Genomic DNA, 20,611 nt, shown 5'->3' on the forward strand with positions numbered 1-20,611 from the left:
AGCTATGAACCTCGCGCATCTTGCAAATCACTTGGGTATGTCCAAAACCACGGTGAGTCGCGCGTTAAACGGTTACCCCGAGGTGAATGTACGTACCCGCGAGCGGGTAATGAAGGCTGCCAAAGAGGTCGGCTACCAGCCGAATCCGATGGCGCGTTCGCTGGCGCTGGGGCGTACCAATGTGTTCGGCATCATTTACCCGTTGCTGGCGTCGGACCTGGGCGATCCCATGTTTCTCGATGTGGTGGCGGGTATGTCGGCTGCGCTGGAAGCGGTCAGCAAAAATCTGATTATTGCGCCGGTGTCGCCGGCGGCGGAGCAGCCGTCGTATCAGCAGATCGTGCGCGGCCGCCGCGTCGATGGCCTGGTGGTCAGCCGCACGCTGGTGCATGACGAGCGCATCGCGTTTCTGAGCAAAGCCAAATTCCCGTTTGTCGCGCACGGCCGCACGGAGCTGAATGCGCCGTATGCGTGGTTCGACTATGACAACGAAGCCGGCATCCGCATGGCCATGGAGCGCTTGCTGGGACTGGGCCACCAGCGCATCGCGCTGATTGGCGCGCCGCTGGAGTTGAACTTCGCGCGTCAGCGCAAGGACAGCTTTGTCGCTGCCATGTCGGCGGCGGGCCTGAGCGCCGATCCGCGCTACCTCATCGACAATACGCTGGATCGCCGCAGCGGTTATCAGGCCATGCAGCAGTTGCTGGCCTGCTCGCCGCGTCCGACCGCAGTGGTGGTCGATAACCATCTGTCCGGCGTGGGCGCCGTGCGTGCGCTGCTGGATGCGGGTATCGAGATCGGCAAAGAAATCTCCCTCATCGTCTGGGGCAATGTGGCTGATACGCTGGCCGGCACCAACGTCACCACTATCGATCAGCCCGACCCGCACAAAGCCGGCGCGCGCATGGTCTCCATGCTGATGTCGCTGGTAGATGGCAAACCCGCCAGCGAGCTGCATGAGCTGTGGCAGCCAGTGCTGCTGGAAGGCTCCACCGTCGGACCAGTCAGCTAACGTTCGCTGGGGTGAGCTAATGATAATGGTGTTATCGCAATTCGCGTTCATCGTATGAAACCATATCTGGGCTACGTCACCGTTGCGTTTCTAATTGGAGGCTGCGCCCATGTGCAGCGCTCTGCGCCGCCCTTGGTGCTGGAAAATACGGGAACCGAATATCCAACCATGTGCATGCTGATGCAAGCCGACGGCAACCTGGTATTTCGCGGCGGGTTTGCGTTTTATAGTCCTGCGGCCTGGCGCCGAACGGATAAGGATACGTTGATACTCACGCTGGGTGGGAGTGAACCGTTCCCTTCGGACGTCTTCAGGGAACAGTTGCCCAAGCACGCTGGTGGTTTGCTGAGTTTTGACGAGAAACGGCGCGAGATCACATACCGCTTCAATGACAAGAGCGAGTTTCTGAACTTCGGTAACTATTACTTCTATCGCGTGGCCGACTGCCACGCTCAATAAATCTCATCCTCTGCCTGCAGCACTACGGTGGCTTCAATTTCAAACAGCATGCCGTCCAGTGCCAGACGCGGGACGGGAATCAGCGTGCACGCTGGCGCAGGGTTGTCCCCCCACATGGCGCGCAATGCGCTACTGAAGATGGCGAGACGTGCTTCGCTATGATCCACAATCAAGGCCGTGACTTTACTCACGCTGGTATGGTGCGCACCAGCAGCGGTGAGTGCGGTTTGCAGATTGCTCAGCGCCTGCTCTACCTGGGTTTTGAAATCGTCAGACAGCTCGCCCTCAGCGTTTTCACCACCTTGTCCGGCGATGTAGATGATGCGCGCCGGCGCTTCGGCGATGACGACATGGCTGTAACCATTGGGACGCGGGTCGTACAGACCGGTGGGGTTGATGAATTTCATGGTGTCCTTCAGCAGTGAATGTGAGGACACTATAAAATCTCAACTTAACTTGAGGTCAATGATTTTCTATGACGATTCCTCCAAAGATACTTGGTGTGGGTGAGCTGGCCGAACGCGCTGGCGTCGCCGTCTCCGCACTGCACTTCTACGAAGCCAAGGGATTAATCCATTCCGTGCGAACCGGCGGTAACCAGCGCCGCTACCCACGCTCGGTGCTACGCCGCCTGGCCGTCATCAAGGTCGCGCAGCGCGTCGGCCTGCCGCTCGCAGAGATTGCGCGTGCGCTTGACGCACTGCCCTCGGGACGAACGCCGACCGTCACCGACTGGCGGCGTCTTTCAGCAGCATGGAAGCAAGAGTTGGAGGAGCGGATCAAGACACTGACGCAGTTGCGCGATCAGCTGGACGGCTGCATCGGCTGCGGATGCCTGTCACTAAAAGCCTGCCCCTTGCGCAACGCAGACGATGGCCTCGCGCAGCAAGGTGCGGGGCCACACTTCAAATAGTTGCATAATTTTTTAGACACGATTAATATTTATTCATGTTGACGGCGCTATTTTCGCCGCCGACGTCTGACCAGCGCGAACTCGGTCTCCCAGTCCCTCTTCGCAACGGCGGCAGGTACGCAAGGTGCCTGCTTCAGTCATCGCAGTTTGATGCTGAATGTTGATCCGTACCCACCCTTAGTCCAACATCTATTGCCACAAGCAAGGCATACACGCGTGGGTATGGCTCGTCGCGAGATCACAGTGAATTTCAACAATGGAGACAACCATGAAATATCCAGTACTCGTTGCCGGCATGCTGCTGGCTTCCTCCGCGCACGCCGCCCCGATTGATGCGAAGACGCTGGTTGGCGCCAGTACGCCTTTGCAAGTCGCCCAGTACGGGGTGCGCAATTACTCGCCTCCGGTGCTGGTCGGTGGCTTGCATGATCCTGCCAGCTATGCTGCCGCACCCAAGCTGCCGGCATGGCAGTTTGCCGCGGCCGATCCGACCGGCGGTGTCCTGACTTTTGAGCGTAATCCCGCACCTGCCACTGGGTGGCATGCACAGTCGCGCAAGGGCGCCGTGCTGGTCACTGGTGGCGGCTCGGCCATCGCGAACCGCATCTACACGGTGTACAACGGGCAGCAGCTGGTGGCTGCGATTAATCAAGCAGGTAATGATCCCAAGATCATCCGCGTGATCGGCCATATCGATTTACGCTGGAGCCAGAACAATACGGTCTTCCGCGAATACACCAGCTATTCGGATCAGAAGTATGGCGGTTCAATTGCGCTGCCGTCGAATACCACGCTGGTTGGCATCAATGACGCTCAGGGCCGGCCTGCACGCATCACCGGTACCGCCTTACTGATTGGCGGTGAGCTGCCCCTCACTACGGGCGGCGATCCTGAAGCCGACTTCAAAAAGTGGATTGCCGACGGCAAAGATGGCGAAGACTATCCAACCTGGACCCGCAACGTCATTGTGCGCAACCTGGTGATCGACACGCCATGGGACGTCAACCCGGAGGATGCAGACAATGCTTACGCAGATGGCTTAACGGTATCGCGCGCGCAGAACATCTACCTGGACCATCTGACCATCAGCGATGGTGACACGCCTGACTCACTGGCGACCGGAACTTATGATACGCGTCACGACGGCGCTCTGGACGTGGTGCGCGGCAGCGACTACGTCACCGTCTCCAATAGCTACTTCGGCAAGCATCATAAGACTACGCTGGTTGGCAATGGTGATTCAGGGCGTGCGTGGAGTGATGAGGGGCGCCTGCATGTGACCTTCAGCGGCAACTGGTGGGACGGTGCGACGACACGATTGCCATTGAACCGTTTTGGACAAGTCCATCTGTTCAATAACCTGATTACCGGCAGCACATCGACCAAGGACACCGACGTCAAATTCGAAAGTGGCACTGACGCACGCTATCGCTCGAACATGCTGCTGGAGAACCAGTACTACAACATCGCAGGATTGAAACTGGATGACTTCTGCGGAAAAGCGATCAAGGGCAAGAGCTTCATTGGCTTCCGCTCATCTGGTCATGTATTTGTCAGTGATAAATCGGGTACGAATCTGGTGGATGGCCAGTGCGGCTATGCACAGCCTGGCGCCGCCAATCTATGGCTGCCGCCTTATGGCTACACGTTGCAAAGCGCGACGGCAACACTGACTTCCGTTCCAGCGAACGCCGGAGCGGGGAAACTGAAGTAAGTAGAAGGCCCGGCGTGGCGCCGGGCCTGTCTTTCTACATATTACGGCGGTACTGGCCGCCGACTTCGAACAGCGCGGTGGTGATCTGGCCGAGGGAGCAGACGCGGACGGCGTCCATCAGCTTTTCGAACACGTTGGCGTTGTCGATAGCAGCTTGCTGCAGGGCGGCCAGTGCTTGCGGCGCTGCTGCGGCGTTCCGGGTGTGGAACTCTTCCAGGCGCTTGAGCTGCGACTGCTTTTCATCGTCGGTGGAACGCGCCAGTTCGATCTGTGCTGGCGCTTCCGCACCTTTCGGATTGCGGAAGGTGTTGACGCCGATGATGGGCAGCGTGCCGTCATGCTTCTGGTGCTCGTACAGCATGGATTCTTCCTGGATCTTGCCGCGCTGGTAGCCGGTTTCCATCGCACCCAGTACGCCGCCACGTTCGGCGATGCGTTCGAATTCCTGCATCACGGCTTCTTCCACCATATCGGTCAGTTCGTCCATGATGAATGAACCCTGGTTCGGATTCTCGTTCTTGGCCAGGCCCCATTCGCGGTTGATGATGAGCTGGATCGCCAGCGCGCGGCGGACTGATTCGTCGGTTGGCGTGGTGATGGCTTCGTCGTAGGCGTTGGTGTGCAGCGAGTTGCAGTTGTCGTAGATCGCGATCAGCGCCTGCAGCGTGGTGCGGATGTCGTTGAAGTCGATCTCCTGCGCGTGCAGCGAGCGGCCCGAGGTCTGCACGTGGTACTTGAGCTTTTGCGAACGGTCGTTGGCGCCGTATTTGTCGCGCATTGCCACGGCCCAGATGCGGCGTGCCACGCGGCCCAGTACCGTGTACTCAGGGTCCATGCCGTTCGAGAAGAAGAACGACAGGTTGGGTGCGAAGTCGTCGATGTGCATGCCGCGCGCCAGGTAGGCTTCCACGAACGTGAAGCCGTTGGACAGCGTGAAGGCCAGCTGCGAAATCGGGTTCGCGCCCGCTTCGGCGATGTGGTAGCCGGAGATCGACACCGAGTAGAAGTTGCGTACCTGGTGGTGGACGAAGTATTCCTGGATATCGCCCATCACTTTCAGCGAGAACTCGGTCGAGAAGATGCAGGTATTCTGGCCCTGGTCTTCTTTCAGGATGTCTGCCTGCACGGTGCCGCGCACGTTCTGCAGTACCCAGTCCTTGATCTTGGAGGCTTCATCGGCGCTAGGCTGACGCTTGTTCTCTTCAACGAATTTGTCGACTTGCTGGTCGATGGCGGTGTTCATGAACATCGCCAGAATGGTTGGTGCGGGACCGTTGATGGTCATCGATACCGAGGTGCTTGGGCTGCACAGGTTGAAGCCGTCGTACAGTACTTTCATGTCGTCCAGCGTGGCGATCGAAACCCCCGAGTTGCCGACCTTGCCGTAGATGTCCGGGCGCAGCGCAGGATCGGCGCCGTACAGGGTGACCGAGTCAAATGCGGTGGACAGGCGCTTGGCGTCCATGCCGGTAGAGACCAGCTTGAAGCGGCGGTTGGTGCGGAAGGCGTCGCCTTCGCCAGCGAACATACGGGTTGGATCTTCGCCTTCACGCTTGAACGCAAATACGCCTGCGGTGAACGGGAAGGAACCTGGCACGTTTTCCAGCATCAGGAAGCGCAGGATTTCACCATGGTCTTCAAAGCGCGGCAATGCGACTTTGCGGATGCGCGTGCCGGACAGCGTGTGCTGCACGAGGCGGGTGCGGATTTCCTTGTCGCGGATTTTGACCACGTAGTCGTCGCCAGCGTAGGCGGCCTGCATGTCGGGCCATTGCGCCAGCAGCTTCTTGGCGCCGCCGTCCATTTCGGCATCGCGCTCGGCGATCAGGTCGTCGAAGTCCGCGGACTTGTGGGCGATGGCCAGCATCCGCTTGGTTTCGCTGAGCTGCTGGCGTTCGCGCGCCAGCGTGACTTGCTTGCGCGTGAAACGGTGGTAGCCGCGCACGGTGTCGGCAATCTCCGCCAGATAGCGTGCGCGCGCTGGCGGCACGATGACGTTTTTGCCGCTGGAGTGGCGCACGTCGGTGGCCACCAGTTTGCCTTGCTGCGCGCGCAGGCCGAGTTGCGCCAGCCGTGGCAGCAGGCCCTGGTACAGCGCGGTGACGCCATCGTCATTGAAGCGCGACGCCTGGGTGCCGTAAACCGGCATTTCTTCCGGACGCTTGCTCCACAGTTCGCGGTTGCGCTGGTATTGCTTGGCGACGTCGCGCAGCGCATCTTGCGCACCTTTGCGGTCAAACTTGTTGATGGCGATGAAGTCGGCGAAATCGAGCATGTCGATTTTTTCCAGCTGCGAGGCAGCGCCGAATTCCGGCGTCATCACGTACATCGAGACGTCCACGTGCGGCACGATGGCGGCGTCGCCCTGGCCGATACCGGAGGTCTCAACGATCACCAGGTCGAAGCCTGCCACCTTGCAGGCGGCGATGACGTCTGGCAGCGCTTGCGAAATCTCGGACCCCGCTTCACGCGTGGCCAGCGAACGCATGAACACGCGCGCCTGGCCGGCCCACGGATTGATGGCGTTCATGCGGATACGGTCGCCCAGCAGCGCACCGCCGGATTTGCGGCGCGATGGATCGATGGAGATGATGGCGATGTTCAGCGCGTCGCCCTGGTCGAGGCGGATGCGGCGTATCAGTTCATCGGTCAGCGAGGATTTACCGGCGCCGCCGGTGCCGGTGATGCCCAGCGTTGGCACGGGCAGGTCTTGTGCCGCAGCCAGCAGTTCGGCGCGCAGCGTGGCCGAGGCTTTATCGTTTTCCAGTGCGGTGATCAGCTGCGCCAGTGGGCGGTGACGGCTGGCGATGTCGCCTTCGCGCAGCGGCGCGAGGGAGGTTGGCGCGTAGGGCGACAGGTCGATGTCGCACTGCTGCACCATCCACTGGATCATGCCGACGAGGCCCATGCGCTGGCCATCTTCCGGGCTGAAGATTTTGGTGACGCCGTACGCGTGCAGTTCTTCGATTTCCTGCGGGACGATGACGCCGCCGCCGCCACCGAATACTTTGATGTGGGCACCACCGCGCTGGCGCAGCAGGTCGATCATGTATTTGAAGTATTCGACGTGGCCGCCCTGGTAGCTGGAAATGGCGATGCCTTGCACGTCTTCGGCCAGTGCAGCGGTGACGACGTCGTCGACCGAGCGGTTGTGGCCCAGGTGGACCACTTCCACGCCGTTCGATTGCAGGATGCGGCGCATGATGTTGATGGAGGCGTCATGGCCGTCGAACAGCGAGGCTGCGGTGACGAAGCGAACTTTGTTCTTTACGCGCGGCTGTTCATCCACGGCCGCGATTTTGGGAGTCGAGAGATCGTTCATTGGTGTCCCTGATAATATTTTTTGTCGATTATATGACGTTTACGTAAGCGTAAAGTTCGCATCAAGCGGCGCGTTGTTGGCTGAACAGGTTGAGCAGACGGGCTTTCTCGGTACGGAAGGTGGCGACGGCTTTTTCCTTCACGTGGCCGAAGCCGCGCACTTTTTCCGGCAGCGAGGCCAGGTCGACTGCGGTGGCGTGGTTTTCTGCGTTCAGCTGGGCGATCATTGCCGACACCATCTCGCGGTATTCTGCGATCAGTGCGCGCTCCATTTTGCGTTCTTCGGTGTAGCCGAAAATGTCGAGCGCGCCGCCGCGCAGGCCTTTCAGCTTGGCCAGCAGTTTGAACGCGCTCCACATCCACGAGCCGAATTCCGCTTTGACCAGGTGGCCCTTGGCGTCCTTCTTCGCGAACATCGGTGGCGCCAGATTGAACTTGACGCTGAAGTTGCCTTCGAACTGAGATTGCAGCTGTTCGACGAAACGGCCGTCGGTGTACAGGCGCGCGACTTCGTATTCGTCCTTGTAGGCCATCAGCTTGAAGTAGTACTTGGCCACGGCGGTCGACAGCTTGTTGCCCAGGCCGAGCGAGGTTTCTTTCGCGCGCACCTGCGCCACCAGTTCCGAATAGGTGTTGGCGTAAGCGGCGTTCTGGTAAGCGGTCAGGAATTCCATGCGCTTGGCGACGGTGGTGTCCAGGCTTTGCGGCATCTGCACGATGATGGCTTGTGCTGGCGTGGCGATGCGCTCGACGCGCTTCAGGTCCACGGCGGCACGGCGGCCCCACAGGAAGCTCTTCTTGTTCGAGGCGACGGCGACGCCATTCAGTTCAATCGCGCGCAGCAGCGATTCTTCTTTGAGCGGGATGCGGCCGCGCTGCCAGGCGTAGCCCAGCATGAACAGGTTGGCGGCAATCGAGTCGCCCATCAGCGCGGTGGCCAGCTTGGTGGCGTCGATGAAGTCCGCTGCACCGGCGCCGACCGATTCTTCGATCAGCGCGCGCACGTCTGCGGTCGGGTACTGCCAGTCGGCGTTCTGCGCGAAGGTGCCAGGAGGCTGCTCGTGCAGGTTGACGATGGCCAGCGTGCGGCCCGGACGCATTTTGGATACGGCATCCGCAGCACCGGCGGTCAGCATGTCGCAGCCGAGGATGACGTCTGCTTCGCCGGTGGCGATACGCTGCGCGCGCAGGTGGTCTGGCGTGCGCGCCACTTTCACGTGCGAGGTGACCGAGCCGTTTTTCTGCGACATGCCGGTCATGTCCAGCACCGAGGCGCCTTTGCCTTCAATGTGCGCGGCCATGCCCATCAGCGCGCCGACGGTAATCACGCCGGTGCCGCCAATGCCGTTGATCAGGATGTTGTATGGCTGTTCGCATTCCGGCAATGCTGGCGTAGGCAGTGCATCCCAGCCGTCATCGCTTTGCGTCGCGCCGGTTTTGGTTTTCTTCAGCGCGCCGCCTTCTACCGTGACGAAGCTCGGGCAGAAGCCTTTCACGCACGAGTAGTCCTTGTTGCACGACGATTGGTCGATGGTGCGCTTGCGGCCGAATTCCGTTTCCTTCGGCAGGATCGACACGCAGTTGGACTGGATACCGCAGTCGCCGCAGCCTTCGCACACGGCTTCGTTGATGACCATGCGTTTGGCCAGGTCAGGGAATTCGCCTTTTTTGCGGCGGCGGCGTTTTTCGGCAGCGCAGGTCTGGTCGTAGATCAGCACCGAGGCGCCTGGCAGTTCACGCAGCTCGCGCTGGACCGCATCCATGTCCTTGCGGTCGTGCAGCGAGACGATGGCTGGCAGCGCCGAACGGTCGGTGTAGCGCGACAGGTCTTCCGTTACCAGCGCGATGCGCTTGACGCCTTCCGCGGCCATCTGCTGCGCGATCATCGGCACCGAGGTCTGGCCGTCTACTGGCTGGCCGCCGGTCATGGCGACGGCGTCGTTGTACAGGATCTTGTAGGTGATGTTGACCTTGGCCGCAACCGCTGCGCGGATCGCCAGGTAGCCGGAGTGGAAGTAGGTGCCGTCGCCCAGGTTCTGGAACACGTGCGGCACTTCGGAGAACGCGGCCTGGCCGATCCACGGCGCGCCTTCGCCGCCCATGTGGGTGGTCAGCTTGTTGTACTCAGGGTAGATGGAGGTGGCCATCACGTGGCAGCCGATACCGGCCAGCGCGAACGAACCATCCGGTACCTTGGTCGAGGTATTGTGCGGACAACCGGAGCAGTAGAACGCTGGACGGAACGGGGTGCTGATGGCTTTCTTCAGCACGGCGTCCTTCTCGTCAAGGAAGGTCAGGCGGGCCTTGATCTGGTCCTGAATGTGGGCGTCGCTGATGTAGCGCGCGACGCGGCCCGCGATGACGCGCGCCACTTGCGAGACCGAGAAGTCAGCCTTTGGTGGCAGCAGCCATTCGCCGCGTGGCGCCACCCATTCGCCCTTGTCATCGAATTTGCCGATCACGCGTGGACGTACATCGTCGCGCCAGTTATACAGCTGCTCCTTGAGCTGGTATTCAACGAACTGGCGTTTTTCTTCAACCACCAGGATCTCGTCCAGGCCTTGGGCGAATTCGCGCACACTGTCCGGTTCCAGCGGCCATGGCATGGCGACCTTGAACAGGCGCAGGCCCACCTTGGCGGCCATGGCTTCGTCGATGCCCAGTTCTTCCAGCGCTTCCAGCACGTCCAGATACGATTTGCCGGAGGCGATGATGCCCAGCTTGGCGTCCTTGGAATCGATGGTGGTGTGGTTCAGCTTGTTCTCGCGCGCGTAAGCCAGTGCTGCGTAGATTTTGTAGTCCTGCATCAGCGCTTCCTGATTGCGCGCCTGCTGGCCCAGCGGGATGCTGGACAGGCGTGCATTCAGGCCGCCTTCCGGCATGACGAAATTCTGCGGGATCTTCACATCCACGCGGAACGGGTCGGCGTCCACCGAGGCCGACGATTCCACTGTATCCGCCAGCGCCTTGAACGCCACGGCGCAACCGGAGAAACGCGACATGGCCCAGCCGTGGATGCCGAGGTCCAGGTATTCCTGCACATTGCATGGGTAAAGCACAGGCACCATGCAGGCGGAGAAGATGTGGTCCGACTGGTGCGGCAGCGTGGACGAATACGCGCCGTGGTCATCGCCGGCCACCAGCAGCACGCCGCCGTGTTTGGAGGTGCCAGCGTGGTTCATGTGCTTGAAGACGTCGCCGCAGCGGTCCACGCCCGGGCCTTTGCCGTACCACATAGCGAACACGCCGTCGTACTTGCTCTCGCCGATCAGATCCACCTGCTGCGAGCCCCAGACTGCCGTTGCCGCCAGATCCTCGTTCACTCCCGGCACAAACTGCACGTGATGCTGTTCCAGGTGCGGCTTGGCCTTCCACAGGTTTTCATCGAGGCCGCCAAGCGGCGAGCCGCGGTAGCCGGAAATGAAGCCGCCCGTATTCAGGCCATAGGCCTTGTCGCGCACGTGCTGCATCATCGGCAGGCGCACGAGCGCCTGGATGCCTGAGAGGAAGATGGTGCCTTTGGTGGAAGTGTATTTGTCGTCGAGGCTCACGGACGTGAGCAGGCTAGTGCCGTCTGGCATGGCGGTGTCTCCGTTTTTGGTATCAGGATCGTGTTTGCACTGGGTGCCGCCGGGTAGGCGAGCCAGGGTCAAACCGGGTAGCCGCGGTTAGCGGCTTTCTACCAGTATGGGCGCTACTTGACGTATACGGAAATACCGATTGCCGATGGGGGTATAAGAATTTCTTATATTGGTGTTGCCCCAGGCCATTTCCCTTCGGCGCACAGGCCATCGCTAATCTGACGCACCAGGCGGGTGATGGCGGCGGCGGCATTGGTGAGTGGAATGTTGCGTGAAGCACACAGTACCACGGTACGCGAAATCGACGGACTGTGGATGCGCTGGGCGCGCAATTCGCCGCGCTGCAGTTCGTCCAGCACCGGGGCTGACGGCAGGATAGTGGCGCCCATGTCGGCCAGCAGCGCCGATTTGAGGATGGCGATGGAGTTGATCTCAATCACATTGCTCAGGCTGAGCCCGGCTTCGCGTGCGACAGCCTCGATGCGCGGACGTACGCCGTGTTGCAGGCCAGGCAGGATAAGAGTGGTATTCAATGCTTGTTGCAGCGTGAGTGACTGCTCACTTTTTGCGTAAGTAGCATCTGCGCGACAGATGAAGTGGAGTTCTTCTTCCGCCAGCGGGGTGGTGGCAAACTGGTTGAGCTGGCCGTCGTCAAACTGGATGGCCAGGTTCACGCGGCCGGACTTGAGCTGCTCGCTCAGGTTGCCGGTCAGCTCTTCGGTCAGTTGCAGGGTAATCTCGGGATACTGGCTACGGGTGGCGGTCAGCAGCGGCAGGGCCAGCGCGCCGGAGATGCTGTGCGGCAGCCCCAGTGTGACGCTGCCGCTGGGCCGCTCCGCCGATTGCGCCACAGCGGAACGGGCGTCCGCCACCTGCTTGAGGATGGCCTGGGCATGTTCGTAGAAGACCTTGCCGGCGTCTGTGCTGAGCACGCCTTGCGCGGTACGGTGCAGCAGCTGCACGCCCAGTTCTTCTTCCAGCTGGCGCAATTGCTGGGTCAGCGCGGGTTGCGCAACGTGCAAAATCAGCGCGGCGCGTGACAGCGAACCGTGGTCGACAATGGCGACAAAATAACGAAGCTGGCGTAGTTCCATATCCAAAAAGTAAGAAAGTACCCCTAGTCAAACAAACACTTGCAAGTGTAAATTTAATCCCGGTGGGAAACAGTTTGTTATACTTATACTAGCGTAATTTAGCGCTCCAGCACCTTTTGGATGGGTATCCGTATGTTAAAGAAAGTCGACTCTTCTCAGCTGAAAGTGGGCATGTATATTCATGACCTGAGCTGCGACTGGATGACCCATCCGTTCGTGCGCAATCGTTTCCTGATCTCCAGCACCGACGAAATCCGCAAGATCATCAATGCCGGCATTCACGACGTGGTGATCGACAGCGCCAAAGGCCTGGATGTGGAGGACGCGCCGACGCTGGCGGAAGCCCAGGCCGCCACTGAGCGGGAAATCGTCGAAATCGTTGCCAAAGCGCCCGTGCAGACCCGTGTGTCGCTCGGCGAGGAAATGCAGCGCGCCGTCCAGATCCGTCATCAGGCTTCCACCCTGGTGCGCAGTGTGATGCAGGATGCCCGTCTCGGCAAGGCCATTGAGCTGGATCAGGTGCAGCCGGTGGTGCAGAACATCACCGAATCGATCTTGCGCAACCCGGGGGCACTGGTGGGTTTGCTGCGGATTAAGACCAAGGATGACTACACCTTCCTGCATTCGGTGAGTGTGTGCACGCTGCTGGTGGCGTTCTGCCGTTCGCGCAATATTCCGGCGGACATTACTCACCAGGCTGGGCTGGGCGGTCTGTTGCACGACACGGGCAAGGCGCTGGTACCGGACAAGATCCTGAACAAGCCGGGGCCGCTGACCGATGAGGAATTCGCCATCATCAAGAAGCATCCGGAAGATGGCTACAACATCCTGAAGCAATCGCCGGAGATCGGCCCGATTCCGCTGGATATCACGCTGCATCACCATGAGCGGCGTGACGGCAGCGGCTATCCAAGCAAGCAGGCCAACGACGAAATCAGCGAATTGGCGCAGATGGCGGCCATTGTCGACGTGTACGACGCGATTACCGCTGATCGCTGCTATCACAAAGGCATGTCGGCGGCGGCGGCGCTGCGCAAGATTTATGAGTGGAGCAAATTCCACTTCAACCCGCAGTACGCGCAGGAATTCATGCGTTGCGTGGGCATCTATCCGGTGGGCACCATGGTGCTGCTGGAGTCGGGGCGCCTGGGTGTGGTGGTGGAGCCACACGAAACCAATTTGCTGGCGCCCAAGGTCAATGTATTTTTCAGCACCAAGAAGAACGTTTACATCAAACCGGAAACCGTCGATCTGTCGCGCGGACTGGGCTTTGGTGGCGGCGACAAGATTGTCGGCCACGAGTCGCCGGCGAAATGGAATGTCGATCCGATGCGCTTCCTGACGGTCGCAGCCTAGAAGAATTCGGCGGTATCGTTGGATTCGATGGTCTGCAGCAGGCCGCCGCTGACCAGTTCGTCGTAGTGGCACACCAGGTTGCGGCCATGGCTCTTGGCGTAGTACAGCGCCTGGTCGGCATGGCCCAGGATGATCACCGGCGCTTCCAGCGCGCTGATGCTGACAAAGCCCACACTCACGGTCACCTTGCCCACTTGCGGGAAGTCGTGCGCCGCCACGTTCATGCGGAAGCGTTCGATGATTTTCTTGGCATTGTCCAGCGTGGCTGAACGCAGCAGCACCACAAACTCTTCGCCGCCGAAACGGAACACGCGGTCCTGGGCGCGGAACGAGGAGGTAAGCAGGTTGGCAATCAAAATCAGCACCTCGTCGCCGTACAGGTGGCCGAAGCGGTCGTTGACATGCTTGAAGTGGTCGACATCGACCACGGCCAGCCATTGCTTTTCTTCGTCGGTATGGACGCGGCGCTCCTGCTCGCCGGGCAGCGTAACGGATTCCTGTTCGGTACTGGCGGCCAGCATCTTGGACAGCTGGTCGTCGAAGGTCTTGCGGTTGAGCAGGCCCGTCAGCGAATCGCGTTCGCTGTAGTCCAGCAGATTCTGGAAATTGCGGTAGACGCTGACGATGCCGCCAATGACGTGGATGGTTTCCTTGGTGTACGGCGTCGGATTGACGATTTCCAGGCAGGTGTCGGCCTTGTCGCCCAGCCAGATCGGCAGCCACAAGGTGTGCTCGCCTGCTTCGTTGGCCACATCGGCGCCGGATTCGTGGCGGTCGATGCACTGGGCCAGCGCCGGATAAATGTCGATGGAATCGCCTGGGGAGTGCTGGTCGGAGGTATCGACCATGCGTGCCGGTTCACCGGAGGCGATGATGGCGCGCGGACGCACGAAGATCTTTCCTCGGACAGTGGCCAGCGTCAACACACGGACCTGATCGGCGCGGGCAAGCTCCTGCACCGCCGAAATCACCGAGATGTCGAGCATCGTGTGATCGCGGTGACCGGTCATGTCCACCATGTGTTTCAGTAAGGAGTCCATTTGCCTTTCCAAAGAACAGCTAAGCAGGATAATAGCTTTTTGCAATCGAGGCAATTCTTGTGTGCGAAAAAAAACTTCTATTACCGAAGAATGCGACCTTTTTCCGACATTCGCATGCACCCAGGTTCATCATAGACTAAAAATTTTCCGTACGGAAAACTTGCGTGGCGTCAACTCTCGGCAAATTGCGATCCGTATAGTTAAACACAATGGCGCAATTAATGGAGCGCCAGAGACTTTATGGACCAACCAAAGGAGTACGACATGAACTCGCTTATTGCATTAGCGAAAGAGTTTGCGCGTGACGAGGATGGCATTACCGCCATCGAGTATGGCTTGATCGCGGCAACCATGGTGGCCGCCGTGGTGGCTGCCTTCGGCCTGCTGACGCCGGCGCTGAGCACCGCCTTCCAGGCGATTGCCAACAAGATCACGACGCCATAAACGTTGTGCGGGCTTTCCGGCAGCGGTGAGGCTGGAAAGCCCTTTTGGGAGACGGTGATGCTGAACGCCATCGAAGTCATTCTGATCTGTCTGGTTGCGCAAGCGGCGCTGACGGATCTGGCCATGCGCAAGATACCCAATGTGCTGATCCTGAGCGGCCTGCTGCTGGCGCTGATATTGCACCTGCTGAGCGGGCAAGCGGGAGCGCCCGTGTCGCAGTGGCTGGCCGGCGTGGTTGCCGGCTTTTTTTTATTCCTGCCGCTGTATCTGTTGCGCGGCATGGCGGCTGGCGATGTCAAGCTGATGGCCATGGTGGGCGGATTTACCGGCCCGTCGCAAGCGCTGCAGATTGCCGTACTGTCGTATCTGACGGGCGGCGCGATCGCCTTGCTGATGCTGTTGTTGAGCGGACGCTGGCGCGACAGCGCGCGCAATCTGCGGCTGATCTGCACACCGCTCCTGCTGCGTCTGCTGGGCGTGCCGCTGTTGCCGGTGCCGCTGGCGCCCAAGGCCAGCGTGGGCGGCATTCCTTACGGCGTGGCAATCGCGCTGGGCACGCTGGGCGTGGTCGCCTGGCAGCATCATTGAGCCGCGCTTGCTGCGCGTCAATATCCACAAAGCATGGCTGGCTAAACTTGATTCCACGACGAAACAATTCCTCGCGGAGATAAAAATGCTAGCCCTGGAACCGCCATCCCCCTACACCCAATTGCTGGACGCCGAACCGGAAGCGGTGCTGCCGCCGCAACCGAAGTCGGTGCGCGATTGCGGCCTGCCGCAGCAGCTGATCGTGGAATTGATCGCCAAGGTGCTGTACCTGGGCGGTAAAAGCCATCTGCCCGTGCTGACCACCAAGCTGCATTTGTCGATCAACGTGCTGCGCGAGGTGCTCGACTTTATGGTGGCCGAGCAGGTGGTGGAAGTGGCCTGGCGTGGCGAGTCCGATATCGATGTGCAATATCAGTTGACCAGCGCCGGCAAGCAGCGCGCCAATGCGTGGCTTGAGCGCTGTCCGTATGCCGGGCCGGCGCCGGTGACGCTGGAAGCGTATCGCGCCGTGGTGGACCGCCAGGCCGCCCATGCGCCGTCGCTGTGCGCAGATGAACTGGCGGCCGAATTTGCCGACGACTTCCTCGCACCGGCAGTTCAGCGCATGCTGGGCGCGGCCATGTATGCGGGGCGCAGCATGCTGCTGTATGGACCATCGGGCAGCGGCAAGTCGGTGTTGGCGCGGCGCCTGGGCGCGCTGTTGCAAGGACTGGTGGCGGTGCCGCATGCACTGGTGGTGGGCAAGGATATCGTGCAGGTGTATGACGCGGCGATGCATCGCGCGCCCTTGCCGCGCCAGGTGCGGCAAGCACCGGAGCGGCGCAGCAGCGACCCGCGCTGGGTGTTGTGCCAGCGGCCGGTGGTGGTGCTGGATGCATCGCTGGACGCGGAGATGCTGGACTTGCAGCCGGATGCTGCCAGCGGCTGCTACCGCGCACCGCCGCAGCTGAAGGCCAACAACGGACTGTTGATTGTCGACGATCTGGGAGGTCAGCGCATACCGGCTGCCGAATTGCTGAACCGCTTCGCGCAGGCGCAGGAAATGGAGCGCAGCGCGTTGTCGCTGGCGGGTGGTTATCACTTCCAGGTGCCGTGCCGTTTGCGGCTGGTGTTTGCCACCAGCGTGTCGCCGTCGCTGCTGCTGGACGATACGGCACTGCGGCGTGTGGGCTACAAGATTCCGGTGGGCGCGCTGTCTGCGGCGAATTACCGTACGCTGGTCCGTCATCAGTGTCTGAGCGCCGGCGTGGCTTACGAGGAGACGGGCATGACGTATCTGCTCGATGAACTGCATGCGGGCAGCGGGCTGGCGCTGCTGGCCTGTTATCCCGGCGAGATCGCTGGCCGCGTGGCCGACTTCGCAGGCTTTATGGGTGAACCGGCGCGGTTGTCGGTGGCCGCGCTGGACCAGGCCTGGATCAGCATGTTCGCTGGTGCGTCATCATGAAAAATCGCCGCGCACTCCTGATGATGGCATTGGCCATCGTTTTTGGCCTGGCCGCAGTGTCGCTGGCTTCGCGCTGGCTGCTGCGCCAGACGCCCGGGTCATCCAGCAAAATTATCGTGGCGGCGGCGGACGTGAACCTCGGTCAGCGTCTGGCGCCGGAGATGCTCAAGCAGATCGACTGGCCGGCGGAGAGCCTGCCGCACGGCGCGCTGCGCGATGGCGGCAAGCTGGTGGGCCGCGTGCTGAAAACCAGTGTGCTGCGTGATGAGCCATTGAGCGAAGCGAAGCTGGCGCCCGCTGGTACGCTGGGTGGGCTGTCGGCGCTGATTGCCGAAGGTAAGCGGGCGATCACGGTGCGCGTGAACGATGTGGTGGGCGTGGCCGGGTTTGCGCTGCCGGGGAATTTTGTCGACATCATCGTCAACACGCAATCCAATGAACGGGCCATTTCCAAGATCGTGCTGGAGCGGATTCTGGTACTGGCCGTGGCGCAGGAAGTGGGCCGCGATGAGACCAAGCCGCGCGTGGTCAATGCGGTGACGCTGGAGGTCACGCCGGGCCAGGCGGAGAACCTGGACCTGGCGCGCAGTGTCGGTACCTTGTCGCTGGTGCTGCGCAATCAGGTAGACCCGCAGCCTGGAACGACGGAGGGCGCCACCAAGGGGACCTTGCTGGGCGCGCGCGATGCGGGAATCAGTGTTGCGGCTGATACGGCTGCGCCGCCGCCAGCGACCAAGCCCCGTGTACAGGTGGCCGCTGCCGTGCCTGGGCCGCGCGCCTGCATAGGCGTGATCACCGGCGTGCAGCGCACGCAGGAATGCCTGTGAGCCGCCATGAACCTTTTCCGCCTTAGAGCGCCATGGGCTGCGCTGACCTTGATCGGCCAGGCATGGGCGGCTACGCCAGCCGGCGAGAATGCCGGCCTGCGCTGCGCTGGTCAGGCTGCGCAGCCTGGGCATATGTCGCTACAGCTCGGGAAGTCGACGCTGATGCGTATGCCGGAAGCGGTGCAGGCGCGCAGTGTCGGCAATCCCGCCGTGCTGCAAGCCATGCTGGTGGCGCCGGATACGCTGTACGTGGTGGGTGTCGATATCGGCAGCAGCAATATGATTGTGCAGGGGCGCAGTGGTTTGTGCAACGTGGTGGAGGTGGTGGTCGGCATTGATCCAGGCGCTTTGCAGCAGGCGTTGGCGGCCCTGCTGCCGGATCAGAAAGACATCCAGGTCAGTGCCGCCGGCGATACGCTGGTCATCAGCGGCACGGTGGATGATGCGCCTACTGCGGCGCGGGTGCTGGAGCTGGCAGCCGCTTTTGTACGCCGTCCCGCGCAGCCACTGGATGCCAGGAACCCGGCGCCCACATCTTCAGTCACATCGTCCAATGCGCGCATCGTCAACTTCCTCAACATCGGCGCGCCGCAGCAGGTGATGCTGGAAGTGAAAATCGCCGAAGTCTCGAAGTCCCTGCTGGAAAAGCTGGAGGCCAATACGGCGCTCAGCTTTGGCGGCGGCAGCTGGGCCGGTACCTTGTCTGCCAATTTTGTCACCGGCACGCTCAAAAGCCTGCTCAACATCGGCCGTCCCACAGCAAATCACAGCAGCATCGCAGCTGATAAAGAGGATGCGCTGGTGCGTGTTCTGGCGGAACCCACGGTCATGGCGATCAGTGGACAGGAGGGCAGTTTTCTTGCCGGTGGCCGCATTTTTGTCCCCGTCGCACAGGACAACAACAAGGTCACTCTGGAAGAAAAGGAATTCGGCGTCGGTCTGCGGTTTACGCCCACGGTATTGGCGGGCGGCCGCATCAACCTGCGCGTGGCGCCGGAAGTCTCGGAGATTTCACGTGAAGGCATAGGCATCTCGGCGGCAGGCTTTTCCAACAACGCCGTGCTGCCGCTGATTACCACGCGCCGCGCCTCCACCACCGTGGAATTGTTTGATGGCCAAAGCTTCGCCATTGGTGGCCTGATTAAAAACAGCCAGACTACCAGCATCAACGGCTTGCCCATCCTCGGCGAAGTGCCGGTGCTGGGTGCGCTGTTCCGCAGCACCGACTTCCAGCAGGATCGTACCGAATTGCTGTTTGTCGTGACTCCGCATCTGGTACGGCCGCTGACGGCAGGCTACAAGCTGCCGACCGACAGCGTGACGACGCCAGGCCGCGCCAGTCTGTTCCTTGGTGGCCGTCTTGAAGGACCGCCGCCGGAACAGGGGCCAGACCGCAAATAACCAGGGACCGACCATGCGCAATCTCCTGATACTGCTGGCGGCAGTAACACTGTCCGCCTGCGCTTCACTCCAAGTCCAGACCACGCCGCAATGGGATAGCCGTTTTGGCGCCGATGTGCGCGCCACGCTGGCGCAGCAGATTCTGTATCCCGCAGCAGGCAGCAACAGCGATCCGGCTGCCGGCGTGGACGGCCGCAGCGCGCGCGCGGCCTATGAGCGCTATCTGAAAAATGCAGGCGAGCCGGCGGCACAAGCTCCGGTCCTGAATGGCGGTGCCAAATGAAAGCACTGATGATCAGCAAGGACAGCCTGCTGCACGCGGAGATCGCCGCGCAAGGCTCGGCGCGCATGCCGGTGTTGCAGCTGGTCGCATCGCGCAATGGCTTGCGTGATGCGGTTGAACGCCAGCTGCCGGAGCCGCCGGAACTGGTCATCCTGGATGCCAGTGATACCGATGCGGAGGAGGGCGAGCTGGTGGAACGCCTCAGCAAACAATATCTATCGGCTTCCTTCATGCTGCTGACCCGCGACCCGCAACAGGATTTGCTGATACGCGCCATGCGCGCCGGCATGCGCGAAGTGATGCAGCTGCCGCTGGAACATCGCGCCTTCCATGACGCCATGGACCGTATCGAAATCGCCGCCGGCATCAGTCCTGTACGCGAAGGCAAGGTGCTGGCTTTCATTTCCTGCAAAGGCGGCAGCGGGGCGACTTTTTTGTCGACCAACTTTGGTTACGCGCTGGCGGCGCTGGCCGACAAGAAGGTGCTGCTGATCGACCTGCACGGCCAGTTTGGCGACGCCACGCTGTATGTTTCCGACCAGAAACCTGCCATGACGCTGTCCGATATCTGCGCGCAGATCAGCCGCATGGACGGCGCTTTCCTTGATTCCTGCCTGGTGCACGTGGCATCCAACTTCGGCGTGCTGGCGGCGGCGGACGATCCTCACCAGACCGTCGCGATGAAGCCTGAGCATATGGACGACATTCTGCGCGTGGCGCGTCAGCACTATGACTTTGTGGTGCTGGATGTCGGCCGCCAGATCGATGCCATCTCGCTGCGTGCGCTGGATCAGGCGGACACCATCTATCCCGTGCTGCAACTGGCGCTGCCGGATATCCGCGATGGCCGGCGGCTGCTGGATATCTTCCGTTCACTGGGCTATCCCAATGAACGCACGCGCCTGATCGTCAACCGCTACGAGAAGGGCGGCAAGTTGCGCCTGATGGATCTGGAGCAGGCGCTGGGCGCCGACGTGGTGCACACCGTGCCAAACGACTATCTGTCGGCGACGGACTCGGTCAACCAGGGCATACCGGTGCTGCAGCTGTCGCGCAGCAGCGCCGTTGCGCGCAGCCTGGCGGAGCTGGTGGACCTGGTCGCTGCGCGCCGTGTACTGGAAAGCAAAGGCCTGTTTGACCGTATCTTTGGCCGCAATGAGGGAGGATGAG

17 protein-coding genes are annotated in these 20,611 nt (G+C 61.1%); 12 read left to right on the forward strand and 5 right to left on the reverse strand.

All coding sequences use genetic code 11. The features are described 5' to 3' along the window. The first annotated feature begins 4 nt into the window (after nucleotides 1–4). Both BUA36_RS23495 and BUA36_RS23500 read left to right on the forward strand, forming a co-directional pair. A complete protein-coding gene (locus tag BUA36_RS23495) occupies nucleotides 5–1,012 on the forward strand; it encodes a substrate-binding domain-containing protein (protein ID WP_072788039.1) in 1,008 nt (335 codons plus the stop codon). 54 nt (nucleotides 1,013–1,066) lie between these two features. Further along, the gene (locus BUA36_RS23500) at nucleotides 1,067–1,471 is read left to right on the forward strand and encodes a hypothetical protein (RefSeq protein WP_072788041.1); all 405 of its coding nucleotides are present in this window, start codon (nucleotides 1,067–1,069) and stop codon (nucleotides 1,469–1,471) included. Here the strand turns inward: BUA36_RS23500 and BUA36_RS23505 are convergent. Further along, nucleotides 1,465–1,878 carry a RidA family protein gene (locus BUA36_RS23505; RefSeq protein WP_072788043.1) on the reverse strand — a complete coding sequence of 138 codons (414 nt, stop codon included), beginning with the start codon at nucleotides 1,876–1,878 and terminating at the stop codon, nucleotides 1,465–1,467. The two genes, BUA36_RS23500 and BUA36_RS23505, sit on opposite strands and share 7 nt — an antisense overlap. A 68-nt stretch (nucleotides 1,879–1,946) precedes the next feature. Between BUA36_RS23505 and soxR the strand changes: the two genes are divergently transcribed. Together soxR and BUA36_RS23515 are read left to right on the forward strand one after the other, a co-directional pair. Beyond that, nucleotides 1,947–2,384 (forward strand): redox-sensitive transcriptional activator SoxR, encoded by a 438-nt coding sequence (soxR, locus tag BUA36_RS23510; protein ID WP_072788046.1) that lies wholly within the window; start codon nucleotides 1,947–1,949, stop codon nucleotides 2,382–2,384. 268 nt (nucleotides 2,385–2,652) lie between these two features. Then, nucleotides 2,653–4,098, forward strand: coding sequence for a pectate lyase family protein (locus BUA36_RS23515; protein WP_229255792.1), 1,446 nt, complete (start codon nucleotides 2,653–2,655; stop codon nucleotides 4,096–4,098). Nucleotides 4,099–4,132: 34 nt separating this feature from the next. On the opposite strand, the gene icmF is transcribed toward BUA36_RS23515, so the two are convergent. From icmF to BUA36_RS23530, 3 genes are all read right to left on the reverse strand, one after another. Continuing rightward, complete coding sequence (gene icmF, locus BUA36_RS23520) at nucleotides 4,133–7,420, reverse strand: fused isobutyryl-CoA mutase/GTPase IcmF (RefSeq protein ID WP_072788051.1); 3,288 nt, start codon at nucleotides 7,418–7,420, stop codon at nucleotides 4,133–4,135. A gap of 61 nt (nucleotides 7,421–7,481) precedes the next feature. Beyond that, the gene (locus tag BUA36_RS23525; RefSeq protein WP_072788053.1) at nucleotides 7,482–11,000 is read right to left on the reverse strand and encodes an indolepyruvate ferredoxin oxidoreductase family protein; all 3,519 of its coding nucleotides are present in this window, start codon (nucleotides 10,998–11,000) and stop codon (nucleotides 7,482–7,484) included. Nucleotides 11,001–11,164: 164 nt separating this feature from the next. Next, nucleotides 11,165–12,094 (reverse strand): LysR substrate-binding domain-containing protein, encoded by a 930-nt coding sequence (locus BUA36_RS23530; RefSeq protein ID WP_072788056.1) that lies wholly within the window; start codon nucleotides 12,092–12,094, stop codon nucleotides 11,165–11,167. 132 nt (nucleotides 12,095–12,226) lie between these two features. Between BUA36_RS23530 and BUA36_RS23535 the strand changes: the two genes are divergently transcribed. Next, nucleotides 12,227–13,450, forward strand: a complete 1,224-nt coding sequence (locus BUA36_RS23535; RefSeq protein ID WP_072788059.1) for an HD-GYP domain-containing protein — start codon at nucleotides 12,227–12,229, stop codon at nucleotides 13,448–13,450. On the opposite strand, the gene BUA36_RS23540 is transcribed toward BUA36_RS23535, so the two are convergent. Then, nucleotides 13,447–14,490 (reverse strand): GGDEF domain-containing protein, encoded by a 1,044-nt coding sequence (locus BUA36_RS23540; RefSeq protein WP_072788061.1) that lies wholly within the window; start codon nucleotides 14,488–14,490, stop codon nucleotides 13,447–13,449. The genes BUA36_RS23535 and BUA36_RS23540 overlap by 4 nt on opposite strands. Nucleotides 14,491–14,754: 264 nt before the next feature. On the opposite strand from BUA36_RS23540, the gene BUA36_RS23545 reads away from it, so the two are divergent. From BUA36_RS23545 to BUA36_RS23575, 7 genes are all read left to right on the forward strand, one after another. Continuing rightward, the gene (locus tag BUA36_RS23545) at nucleotides 14,755–14,934 is read left to right on the forward strand and encodes a Flp family type IVb pilin (RefSeq protein ID WP_072788064.1); all 180 of its coding nucleotides are present in this window, start codon (nucleotides 14,755–14,757) and stop codon (nucleotides 14,932–14,934) included. Between the two features lie 57 nt (nucleotides 14,935–14,991). Then, the gene (locus BUA36_RS23550) at nucleotides 14,992–15,522 is read left to right on the forward strand and encodes an A24 family peptidase (protein WP_072788067.1); all 531 of its coding nucleotides are present in this window, start codon (nucleotides 14,992–14,994) and stop codon (nucleotides 15,520–15,522) included. Between the two features lie 85 nt (nucleotides 15,523–15,607). Then, nucleotides 15,608–16,930 carry a DUF8689 domain-containing protein gene (locus BUA36_RS23555; RefSeq protein ID WP_072788242.1) on the forward strand — a complete coding sequence of 441 codons (1,323 nt, stop codon included), beginning with the start codon at nucleotides 15,608–15,610 and terminating at the stop codon, nucleotides 16,928–16,930. After that, nucleotides 16,927–17,757, forward strand: a complete 831-nt coding sequence (gene cpaB / locus BUA36_RS23560) for a Flp pilus assembly protein CpaB (protein WP_072788069.1) — start codon at nucleotides 16,927–16,929, stop codon at nucleotides 17,755–17,757. The genes BUA36_RS23555 and cpaB overlap by 4 nt, the downstream gene beginning before the upstream one ends. Nucleotides 17,758–17,763: 6 nt before the next feature. Further along, the gene (locus BUA36_RS23565) at nucleotides 17,764–19,158 is read left to right on the forward strand and encodes a type II and III secretion system protein family protein (RefSeq protein WP_072788072.1); all 1,395 of its coding nucleotides are present in this window, start codon (nucleotides 17,764–17,766) and stop codon (nucleotides 19,156–19,158) included. Between the two features lie 13 nt (nucleotides 19,159–19,171). Then, the gene (locus BUA36_RS23570; protein ID WP_072788074.1) at nucleotides 19,172–19,441 is read left to right on the forward strand and encodes a hypothetical protein; all 270 of its coding nucleotides are present in this window, start codon (nucleotides 19,172–19,174) and stop codon (nucleotides 19,439–19,441) included. Further along, nucleotides 19,438–20,610 (forward strand): CpaE/TadZ family protein, encoded by a 1,173-nt coding sequence (locus tag BUA36_RS23575; RefSeq protein WP_072788076.1) that lies wholly within the window; start codon nucleotides 19,438–19,440, stop codon nucleotides 20,608–20,610. Before BUA36_RS23570 ends, BUA36_RS23575 begins: the two co-directional genes overlap by 4 nt. Nucleotide 20,611: the final 1 nt, after the last annotated feature.

Source organism: Duganella sacchari, from assembly GCF_900143065.1.
GTDB lineage: Bacteria > Pseudomonadota > Gammaproteobacteria > Burkholderiales > Burkholderiaceae_D > Rugamonas > Rugamonas sacchari.

Bases quoted from the DNA above. Each gene is read 5' to 3' on its own strand.
- BUA36_RS23550 (WP_072788067.1), top strand. From the start codon at position 14,992: ATGCTGAACGCCATCGAAGTCATTCTGATCTGTCTGGTTGCGCAAGCG.
- soxR (WP_072788046.1), top strand. From the start codon at position 1,947: ATGACGATTCCTCCAAAGATACTTGGTGTGGGTGAGCTGGCCGAACGC.
- BUA36_RS23540 (WP_072788061.1), bottom strand. From the start codon at position 14,490: ATGGACTCCTTACTGAAACACATGGTGGACATGACCGGTCACCGCGAT.
- BUA36_RS23570 (WP_072788074.1), top strand. From the start codon at position 19,172: ATGCGCAATCTCCTGATACTGCTGGCGGCAGTAACACTGTCCGCCTGC.
- BUA36_RS23500 (WP_072788041.1), top strand. From the start codon at position 1,067: ATGAAACCATATCTGGGCTACGTCACCGTTGCGTTTCTAATTGGAGGC.
- BUA36_RS23525 (WP_072788053.1), bottom strand. From the start codon at position 11,000: ATGCCAGACGGCACTAGCCTGCTCACGTCCGTGAGCCTCGACGACAAA.
- icmF (WP_072788051.1), bottom strand. From the start codon at position 7,420: ATGAACGATCTCTCGACTCCCAAAATCGCGGCCGTGGATGAACAGCCG.
- BUA36_RS23505 (WP_072788043.1), bottom strand. From the start codon at position 1,878: ATGAAATTCATCAACCCCACCGGTCTGTACGACCCGCGTCCCAATGGT.
- BUA36_RS23530 (WP_072788056.1), bottom strand. From the start codon at position 12,094: ATGGAACTACGCCAGCTTCGTTATTTTGTCGCCATTGTCGACCACGGT.
- cpaB (WP_072788069.1), top strand. From the start codon at position 16,927: ATGAAAAATCGCCGCGCACTCCTGATGATGGCATTGGCCATCGTTTTT.
- BUA36_RS23535 (WP_072788059.1), top strand. From the start codon at position 12,227: ATGTTAAAGAAAGTCGACTCTTCTCAGCTGAAAGTGGGCATGTATATT.
- BUA36_RS23555 (WP_072788242.1), top strand. From the start codon at position 15,608: ATGCTAGCCCTGGAACCGCCATCCCCCTACACCCAATTGCTGGACGCC.
- BUA36_RS23515 (WP_229255792.1), top strand. From the start codon at position 2,653: ATGAAATATCCAGTACTCGTTGCCGGCATGCTGCTGGCTTCCTCCGCG.
- BUA36_RS23575 (WP_072788076.1), top strand. From the start codon at position 19,438: ATGAAAGCACTGATGATCAGCAAGGACAGCCTGCTGCACGCGGAGATC.
- BUA36_RS23495 (WP_072788039.1), top strand. From the start codon at position 5: ATGAACCTCGCGCATCTTGCAAATCACTTGGGTATGTCCAAAACCACG.
- BUA36_RS23545 (WP_072788064.1), top strand. From the start codon at position 14,755: ATGAACTCGCTTATTGCATTAGCGAAAGAGTTTGCGCGTGACGAGGAT.
- BUA36_RS23565 (WP_072788072.1), top strand. From the start codon at position 17,764: ATGAACCTTTTCCGCCTTAGAGCGCCATGGGCTGCGCTGACCTTGATC.